Raw genomic sequence first — 8703 nt, 5'->3', positions numbered from 1 at the left:
TTTCCTCTCCCCACAATGATCCCATTCAACTCCCAATCGAACACCACCATCTGGCCATCAATTCCACCCCTTCCCTGCTCCAGGCAATGGCTTTCCAGACAGAAATGAAACGCCCCACCAATTCCTTGCAAACCCCTCGCTCTTGACCCCCAGCCTACCCGTTTCCCTGTCCACTTCTGTCACACTTCTGTTACACTTCTGTCACACTTCTTTTCACCCACGACGTCCATCCTCTCGCCTCACCACTACTTTTCTCAACATCACCCTGCTGGACCCACACGATCGCTCTCTCGCCCCTGCATGCGGGCCTTGAGCCAGCTTCTCCACACCGCTGGATGCGTCCCCAGCCGCCGCGGCTGCTCTCCTCCGCTATCCCTTGGGAAGCACTGCGGCATCACCTGCTCTCGAAGCAACCGCCGCCGCAGCTCTGTCCGTACCGTCGTCTTCTTGAGCCGCAACCGGACCCGTATCTCTTGCTCCAACATCCCCAGCAGTTCCTCTAGCTGGACCGTCTCCTCTAGGACCCCTTCCTCGACCAACCAGGCCGCCACTGTCAACAGATACCCTGTCAGCGTGGCATAGGCTTGCTGCACCCGTCGACGCCGGCGTTCTTGTCGTTCTAAAGGAACAGCCGCCCGACAGCGTGCCTGCTCCTGTTCGGTCACCAGTTGCCAACGCTGGACTCCCTGCCAGGCCGGGGCCACTGGCCAGCGGGTCCGGTTCCGATCCCGACGGGGCAGGACCAGCCGGAACCAGCCATCCGCCTGACCAGGCGAGCCGACCAGGGCAGCCCACAGGGCAGGAAGCTGCTCTTCCAGCTCATAGGGGTCTTCAATCCCAAATTCGGCTAAGGCTCGCCGACGCAGCCGAAACTCTAGCCGCCAGACGCGCCCCTGGCCATCCCAGCCACGCGCCTTCCAACACGCTACCAGCCACTGCTTGCCCGAGCGAGACAGCTCCGCCGTCTTATCGTAGAACTGGGCGCTCACCTGGGAACCATGCGTTCCCCAGGTGATTGTCTGCAGCCGCCGCCCCAGGAACCGCCTTTCTTCCAGGGTGACCGCTCCCATCGAACCAGCTGCACGCCGCCGCGGTCGACCTCGCCGCGCAGTTTCCCCAGGCTGATCTGCCGCTGCTCCTTCCGGTGATCCTCCGGGCGGACCAGCCAGGTGCAAGCGGGTCACTCGTGCCCGCGTGATCACCACCTGTTGCCAGGGCACCGCCTCAAAGGGAACCCCGACCAGATCTGCAGCCACATGCAGCTCCGAGACCTGCAGATGCAGCCGCTCCGTCCCCAGAAACTGGGTTAGGAATTGCTCGACACCCACGACCACGGTCCCCGGGGGGCTTTCCCAGAGTGCCGCCGAGGCCAGCTTGACCCGGACAATCACCCCGGTCAACTTTCCCACGTCAACAAACAGTTCAAAGTAGGGGCATTGCAATACCCAGGCTGCGTGACTGGCCCCACGCGGCCACATCCAGAGCCGCCAGCCATTGTACTCCCAGCGCGTGGGAACATTCTGCCCAGCGGCTTGCGCTGCCCGCTTGTAATCATCCAACTCTAGCAAGAGATCCTCGTTGTCGAGTGGACGTGGCTGCGGCCTGCCCTGCGCATCGGCATAGCGCACATTGATCCAGAGCGTATCAACATTCTGGGCCAGCACCCGCAAGCCCGCTCGCGCGCGAAGCGCCTGATACCACCCTGGGGCTTGCGCCCGCCTGGCAACTCCCTCCAACGAGGATGGCGCTGTAGATAGCACCCCGCGTGTTACAGTGCACGCGGGGTGCTGCCCGACCTGTTCCCTTTGTCGCTGGGGTCCTTGTGTCATGGCTCCCTCCCTTCCTTAATCCATTGCCAGGCTGTCCGCGCATCGACTTGCCAGAGCAGCCGGAAGAAGTCAAACAGGCTACCCCCTCGACGCCAGGTGTAACAGTACCAGCAGTTGCCTGCAGGCGTATGAGGAAACACCTTGAACGAGGGGTGACGATCTTGCCCAGCGCGGTGATGCCAGCCGAAGGGACAGCAACCCACCCCCCGTCGATCCAGCGCAACGTAGCGACCAATCACCGCGTAGGGGTCCTGCGCCAGGCACCAGGCCAGGATCGGCGTCACCCGGACGGGCGCAGGGCGGCCCCGAGGGGAGAGGGAGTACGATGGGTGCCCGCGCGCCGCTGGGACGCGGGTGGCTCCCGCCGGCGGCGCGGGCATGGTCGGGATGGGGGCCGGCAGGACCTGGTCGGGGAGGCGAACCGCGGGCTGTGCCAGCCACCAGGCCAGTTGCTCCTCCCTGCTGCCAGCCACTGGGTGCAGGTGCCCGTCGGGATCAGCCACCAGGAAGGGATAGCGGCGCCCGCTGCGCCGGTGGAGGCCCAGGGGCAGGCGGATGAGGGAGCCATAGCCGCCAGCGACCTGGTCCTGCTTGGGGAAGACCTCTAGCGAGGACCAATCGACGAGGGAGCGCAGCCAGGCGCGCACCTGGGCCGCCGGCGTCGGCTGGTCCAGCCAGAGCCAGAGATGGCCGCCGCGCCGCGAGGCTTCTAAGACAGCCGGGTAGCCCTGCGCGGCCAGGGCCTGATGCAGGGTAACCAGGCGGGCAAACCCATCAGACTGGTCGGCATCCAGCACAGCATAGCTGCACCGACCGTGCTCATCAAGCACATAGTGGCCGAGCGTGAGCCGACCGGCCAGATGGGCCGCCAGCACCGCCGGCGTCAGGGGAGCGCGCACACAGCGATAGCGGCCATCTGGGCGCTGCACTCCATAGGCCGTGCGCCGCCCGCCCAGCCGTTCCAGCCACGTGAGCAGCAGCGCTGGGGAGCCTGTCGCCGCAAGGTCCGCAGTGAGGGGGAGACCACGCTGGCTCATTGGGACCCTCCTGACAGGAACGAGGTGCCAGCCAGTCCTTCCGGCCAGAGCTGGCCACTCCAGCGGCGTTGTGGGGGATGACACAGCGGGCAGAGCCGGGCACGCCCCCCACGCGCTTTGAGTTGCCGCTCTCGCTGGCGGCCCCCGGGCCAGGTGCGCACCAGGTGCCAGTCGATCCCAGCGGCCTGGATCACCGCCAGCAGGCGTGCCCCCTGGCCAGCCCGATGCTGGGCCAGGCGAGCCACAAGGTCACTGGTTGATCCCAAATAGTGACCAGCATGCTTGTAGCGTCGTTCAAAATGCAGGAGATAGACTGTCTCCATTGGGGAACCCTCCTGAGAAGCACACACCCAGCTTGTTCCCTGTGCACTGGTCAAGCTGGGTGTGCGTGTGACAACAGCGGGGATCTCCTAGCGGGTCGCTGACGAGGCGTGCGGCATCACGCCCCGTCAGTCGATCTGGTCCTGGTGGCTCTACCAGGGTCGTGCTTGCCAGCCGTCCATGATGCCCTCAAAGACCCCGATCACCCAGGCCAGCCGGTCACGCTCAGCCAGCCACCCCGATCCAGCAGGGGGAGCCTGTTCGAGGCGGGCGACAAGGTGTCTGAGGAGATCCAGCGTCGACAGCTTTCCCCACGTGGTCGCGTGTTCACGCCCGAGGGCATAGCCAGCATCATAGTCATAAGGAGTCATCGTCTCTCCTCCTGGTTACCTGATCTCAGAAAACTCCTGAGGATACGCGTCTGGATCGAGCACATCTGGCAGATCCTCCCCTGCTGCATGGGCCTCCGTGGACGTCTCGCCAGCACGCGGGCTACTCAAAAACTTGACTGTGGAGGCGCTGATCCCGACCGCGGTCCGCTCGACTCCAGTGCGATCGAGATAGGGGCGCACTTGTAGACGCCCCTGGACAAAGACCAGGCTGCCTTTGCGGGCGTACTTATAGACCACCTCCGCCAGCCGGTCCCAACAGGTGATCGTCAGCCACAGTGGGGGATACTTCTCCCCCGTGGCCGTCTTGCCCTCGCTATCGACCGCCAAGCTAAAGCGGGCCAGGGGCTTCCCCTCGGGGGTATACACCAGGTCGGGATCACGTCCCAGTCGACCAATAAAGCTACATTGATTGAGGCTGCTCATGAGGTTCCTCCTTCTTGCTTTGCTTCCAGCCCAAACACTGCGGCCCACAGCTCGGGCGGGACAATCTCTGTGCCCATCCCAGCCTGCCGCAACGCCTCCTGTAACGCTTTCAAGACCTGCCAGCGATGGCAGCGGCGCCTGGCACACCCGCAGAGAACAATGAGCCAATGCACAGTGGAAGGAAGCGCCGCCTGGACCTGCGCGATGCCCGCCGCTAGATCCACGATCTCAATGGGACCCTGTTCCCGATAGCGACGATTGCCCAGGGCCGGGACATGCAGATAGCGCTGCCCATAGCACTGCTGCAAGGCGGATTGAGACCAGGCCTGCCAGCGGCTCCGTGGAACCAGGCGACAGTCAAGCAGCAGACTGTCAGGGTCCCGCATGAGTGCCCGGATCACTCGCCGATGGAGGGGATGGCCATAGCCCGCGGGGACAAGAGCTAGCAAGCGCTCATCCATGTTTTGCCTCTCCTTGTCTCTGCTTGCGAGCCAGTCGACGCCTGATCGCCTGGGCTTTCCGCGCAAACCAGGCCGGCGGCAAGACCCAGATCCGTCCAGGCTGGGATTGCTGGACCCGCTCCTGCTGGCTCTGGGGCACAACCACGGTCCAGCCCTGGCGCTCTAAGCAGCTCTTCAACTGGCGGATCACTGGTAACCACGCCGGGTCGTCCTGGCTCGTGGTGATCACCACCCAGACCCGTTCCTGTCGCGCCTGGACAGCCCGCAAGAGGGCCTCCCAAGACCCTTGTTGCGTTACCCCCTGGTGGGGATCAATCCAACACCATTGCTGACGACGCTTTGTCACAAACAAACTCATGGTTTTGCTCCTTCTCGTCTTCATCAGCTACCGGTCTGCTCAATGTGCAGGAGCGCAGCCAGACGCTGAGACTCTTCCGTTCTCAAGACGGCACGCAAGGACTGCACAATCTGACACGCTTGCTGCTGGTAGGCACGCGTGGAGAGCTGAGAGCTCTCTAACGCCAACACCATGAGATGCTGCATGGCCACATAGAGGCTCGTGACCTCCCAGGGAAAAAGCCTCGTCGCTGCCAAGTCAGCAGGCAGGTATCGTTCAAGGGCTTGATCCAGCAGCTTCAATGCTGCCCACAGATCGTCTTCAGATGGCATCTCAAATGGCATCGTCATTCCTCCTAACTCAGCACACTGGAAGCACTGCCACCTACGGGCCGCCCCGGCACCCGCTGCACCAGCGCCTGCAACCGACGCTGATATCTCGCGCGGCTGCCCCGCGGCAGACGGCCTAGCCGTTCCCAGGCAGCTTGCACACCACAAAGCAGTTGGCCTAAAAAGACGGGAGCCGTTCGTCGCGTGAGCTGCTCCCCCAGCCGATACCAGGGCGGCGGCTCGTAGGGGGCATAGAGGTAGCCTCGTTCCAGATCCAGAACCGGCAGTGGGACACAGCTATCGTGGCGAACCACACAGAGCTGATCCCATTGCCCTTGCCGCAGGGCCAGCCGCTTCAGCCAGTAGTCATGCGACCGCGTTAACATCAGCATCCGTAGCCGGCGCCCCCGCCAGTCCACCAGATAACAACCAGGAGCCTGCTCCGCGACGACCTGCAGGCCCAATCGGGGGGCCTGGATCACCAACAGCTGCGCCACCGTCTGCCGGTCCTGTCTCATCGCGCTCCTCCCTGCCTGAACTGGTTACTTCCTCGCTAGCCACGAACCTGCCGGCCCGTCTCCTCTCCTTGCTCTCCCTTTCCCTCACGGGCCTCCCGCCGCTCTGAGAGGGGGGTCAGCAGTGAGAGCTTAGGTGACGGCTGCGACGGTAAGGGAGGACGAGCAGGACTCACCTCTGCCTCCACCACGCCCACCGCCCGCTCCATGACCTTGAGCACCCCCTGCATCTGGAGCCGGCTCATTTCCGCCAGCGTTTCCTCATAGAGGCGCCGCGCCGCCAGGAACTGCTCGGCCTCACGTTGTCGGTTGAGTGCTGCCTGCTCGGCCTCACGCAACCGGATCTCGGCCTCTGCCAACTGGTGGACAGCATCGGCCTTCTGATGAATGGTTTGCAGGTGCCGCGCCAGACTGCGGAAGTCGAGCGTCGCCAGGCAGACAATGGCTCCCAGATCGATCAGCGGCCCCAGCACCACCCGCGAGATCTGGACCCAGAGGGGATACGCTCCATGCCGGGAGACCACCCACCACAGGGCCACGCAGGACCCCCCACTGAGCACCACAAAGAGGGTCGCCGCTCCCACGCAGCGCGCCAGATAGGCCCGATCTGCCAGCGTCTTCTTGAGCGCATGCGCACTGGCCAGCGCCAGCCCTCCCGTGAGCAGCTCGGCCAGCAAAGCAGTCACATGCATCCCCAGATTGTAGGAGTCAAGGCTCCAGCTCCCGCCGGCGAAGGCATCACCCAGCTCCAGGCCCACCACCCAGGCCACCACCAGCGGCCCGAGGTAGGCCGCAATCACGACGATCTGCCGCACCAGCCGCCCCAAGGGGGGCTCGCGATCCTCGTCAAACTCGTCAATCTGCCGGCGATAGCGTTCGAGAGCGGGCTCATCTCCCATGTCGGCAGGCACTGGCTCGGGCTGCGAAGGACCAGGCAGCCCAGGCGATCCGGGAGCAGGGGCAGCCGGAGCAGGAGAGGTCTCCGCAGCCGGCGGTGGCTCCTGTCCTCCCATCAGCCCGCGCCAGAATGCAGCAAACTGACTCCGCCAGCCCATCTTAGCCCTCCTGTGACGAACGAGGCTGCCGGCGCTCGGCACGCAGCTTCTCCAGGAGCTTATTCGCCTCGGTCCGAGCCATCAGCTCACGAGCGCGCGTGGCCTTGATATACTCGCGGGAAACCACGCGATGCAGCCGGTTGAAAACGGCTGCCATGTACTTGGACTCAGCCCCAAGGAGCTGCTGCTCTAGCTGCTGCTTGAGCAGGGTTAACCCCTCGTAGTCCTGGTCAGAAATCTGATATGCTGCCACAATCTTCCTCCTTTCGGGTTACTCCTCGTCAGGATAGGGAACCAGACTTCCCAGTTGAGACCCAGCGCCACCGGCTTGCGCGCTCGCCAGCCCCTGGCGCAAGACCAGGAGCAAGGCGGTAAGCTGTCGCTGATCGGCCTCGTAGACCTCATCGGTCGGGGTCCGAACCCCGCGGCGGGCACGCCGATCCAGGTAGGCGCGTTCCCGTTCCTGTTTGCGCTCCAGCCAGGCAATCCATTGCTGCAGCCGGTCTACGGATAGCCCGCAGACTGGACACCAGGCAGCGGCTGCTGCCCGCCCTCCGCTCATCGTGGCCATGAACCAGACACCTCCTGTCTTCGCAATAGGTCTCGAACCACCACGGCGATGGCTCGCTCCTACCTCCCCCAGTCCAAGGATCACCTTGCTGCGGGAGGCAGGCGCCAACCAGCCGTCTGGCTGCACCCTCCTGGATGATCCCCCTCGGGTGAGGGACCATCAACCAGGAGCCGCGAGACCAGGCCAGGCTTACCGCTGGGAGCGGCGCATTGTCAGCCAGGCAATGAAGGCAAGCAGCACCAAGGGCGCCACCGCCACCAGAGCCTCTGCGAGTGACAGAGCTGCAACCTCCTTTCTAGTCAAGGACAACCAGACACATAAACAACCAGTCAAGGATACAAGGGCTTTCGCCCAGACTACCCCTCAGTGCTCACGGTCAAAGGAGCGCGTTGGAGAGCGACGCCGGGCCTGGCGCCAGGTCCGCAGTTCCTGACGTCGACTCGGCTGATGCATCTCCAGAGAGTCAACCGGCGAAAATCGCTGATAGATCTCGCTCCGATCCTGGTCCGCGAGCCTGACATAGGTATCGATCATCTCTAAGGACTCGTGTCCTAACAACTGCTGCAAGGCTGTTGTCGGCATCCCTTTCTTGATGCACCTAACGGCAAACCAGTGCCGACACGTGTGGGGACTGACCCGCTTGTCAGTGATGCCAGCTTCGCGCTTAAGTCGCTCAAAAATGCAACGCACACCATTCGGGCAAAGAGGCCGTCCATTAACCGAGAGAAACACGTGATCATCTGGTTCCTTGGGTTCCCCACGCCAAAAGCGCAGGTAGGTCTGCAGATACTGATGAGCCACCTGGCCAAAAGGAACTTTCCGCTCCTTAGCCCCCTTACCCTGGATAAGGAGCATATTGTTTTTCCAATCAATATCTGTCAGACAAAGCTGGCATAGCTCCGAAACCCGAACACCTGTCGACAACAAGAGCCAAAGAATAGCTCGATCGCGCGCTGCCAACGCCTTGCGTTCATCTGGCGTTAAGGCACGGCCCCGAGGTTGGCGCTCACAAGCTGCATCGAGACGCTTCAGCTCTTCCTCAGTGAATACCTGGATCAAGGGTTTATCCACCTTGGGTATAAACTCATTCGCCAGTGGATTAATCTGCAGATACTGCTGCCGCTCCAACCAGCGGAAATACACCAGGACATTGCGGGCATAGGTCTGCAAGCTCCGGCTACTGTAGAGTTGTCCCCGCTGAGACTTGCCCTCCCTCAAGAAGGCCAGCCAGGCGTGAAAGTCCTCTGCTGTAATCTGCTCGATCGAACATTTGCCTCGCTCTGTCTCCAGGTACCGAAAAAAGAGTCGGAGCGTTCGCTCATAATCCTCCAAAGTCCGCCAGCTATGCCCCCGGGCCTTATGAGCCAACAAATATGTTTTCAACGCTTCCTCAAAAGAAAGCTGGGGAAAAGACCCATCCGTTGACTGTCCTA

At 62.9% G+C, this 8703-nt stretch carries 12 protein-coding genes; all 12 read right to left on the bottom strand.

Translation table 11 applies throughout. The features are described 5' to 3' along the window. Positions 1–260: 260 nt before the first annotated feature. Entirely contained in the window at positions 261–1829 is a 1569-nt protein-coding gene (locus tag IRZ31_RS17950) for a hypothetical protein (RefSeq protein WP_297156168.1), read from the bottom strand. Then, the gene (locus tag IRZ31_RS17945) at positions 1826–2866 is read right to left on the bottom strand and encodes a CHC2 zinc finger domain-containing protein (protein WP_297156166.1); all 1041 of its coding nucleotides are present in this window, start codon (positions 2864–2866) and stop codon (positions 1826–1828) included. Before IRZ31_RS17945 ends, IRZ31_RS17950 begins: the two co-directional genes overlap by 4 nt. Beyond that, complete coding sequence (locus IRZ31_RS17940) at positions 2863–3189, bottom strand: hypothetical protein (RefSeq protein ID WP_297156164.1); 327 nt, start codon at positions 3187–3189, stop codon at positions 2863–2865. The genes IRZ31_RS17945 and IRZ31_RS17940 overlap by 4 nt, the downstream gene beginning before the upstream one ends. Before the next feature lie 150 nt (positions 3190–3339). Next, positions 3340–3558, bottom strand: a complete 219-nt coding sequence (locus IRZ31_RS17935; protein WP_297156162.1) for a hypothetical protein — start codon at positions 3556–3558, stop codon at positions 3340–3342. A gap of 15 nt (positions 3559–3573) precedes the next feature. Beyond that, positions 3574–4002, bottom strand: coding sequence for a single-stranded DNA-binding protein (locus IRZ31_RS17930; protein WP_297156160.1), 429 nt, complete (start codon positions 4000–4002; stop codon positions 3574–3576). Next, entirely contained in the window at positions 3999–4463 is a 465-nt protein-coding gene (locus tag IRZ31_RS17925) for a hypothetical protein (protein WP_297156158.1), read from the bottom strand. Before IRZ31_RS17925 ends, IRZ31_RS17930 begins: the two co-directional genes overlap by 4 nt. Continuing rightward, on the bottom strand, positions 4456–4821 hold the full coding sequence (locus IRZ31_RS17920) for a hypothetical protein (protein WP_297156156.1): 366 nt from the start codon (positions 4819–4821) through the stop codon (positions 4456–4458). The genes IRZ31_RS17925 and IRZ31_RS17920 overlap by 8 nt, the downstream gene beginning before the upstream one ends. Before the next feature lie 334 nt (positions 4822–5155). After that, the gene (locus IRZ31_RS17915) at positions 5156–5647 is read right to left on the bottom strand and encodes a hypothetical protein (protein ID WP_297156154.1); all 492 of its coding nucleotides are present in this window, start codon (positions 5645–5647) and stop codon (positions 5156–5158) included. Between the two features lie 35 nt (positions 5648–5682). Then, on the bottom strand, positions 5683–6699 hold the full coding sequence (locus tag IRZ31_RS17910) for a hypothetical protein (RefSeq protein ID WP_297156153.1): 1017 nt from the start codon (positions 6697–6699) through the stop codon (positions 5683–5685). Between the two features lies 1 nt (position 6700). Continuing rightward, complete coding sequence (locus IRZ31_RS17905) at positions 6701–6952, bottom strand: hypothetical protein (RefSeq protein WP_297156151.1); 252 nt, start codon at positions 6950–6952, stop codon at positions 6701–6703. Between the two features lie 18 nt (positions 6953–6970). Continuing rightward, positions 6971–7270, bottom strand: coding sequence for a hypothetical protein (locus IRZ31_RS17900; RefSeq protein WP_297156149.1), 300 nt, complete (start codon positions 7268–7270; stop codon positions 6971–6973). 363 nt (positions 7271–7633) lie between these two features. Then, positions 7634–8703: tyrosine-type recombinase/integrase (locus IRZ31_RS17895; RefSeq protein ID WP_297156147.1), on the bottom strand; the 1070-nt coding region annotated here is incomplete at its 5' end.

Origin of the sequence: Thermogemmatispora sp. (genome assembly GCF_019683635.1) — a bacterium.
Taxonomy (GTDB): Bacteria; Chloroflexota; Ktedonobacteria; order Ktedonobacterales; family Ktedonobacteraceae; genus Thermogemmatispora.
Note: the sequence above shows the minus strand (reverse complement) of the source record. Positions and strands in the feature narration are given on the sequence as shown.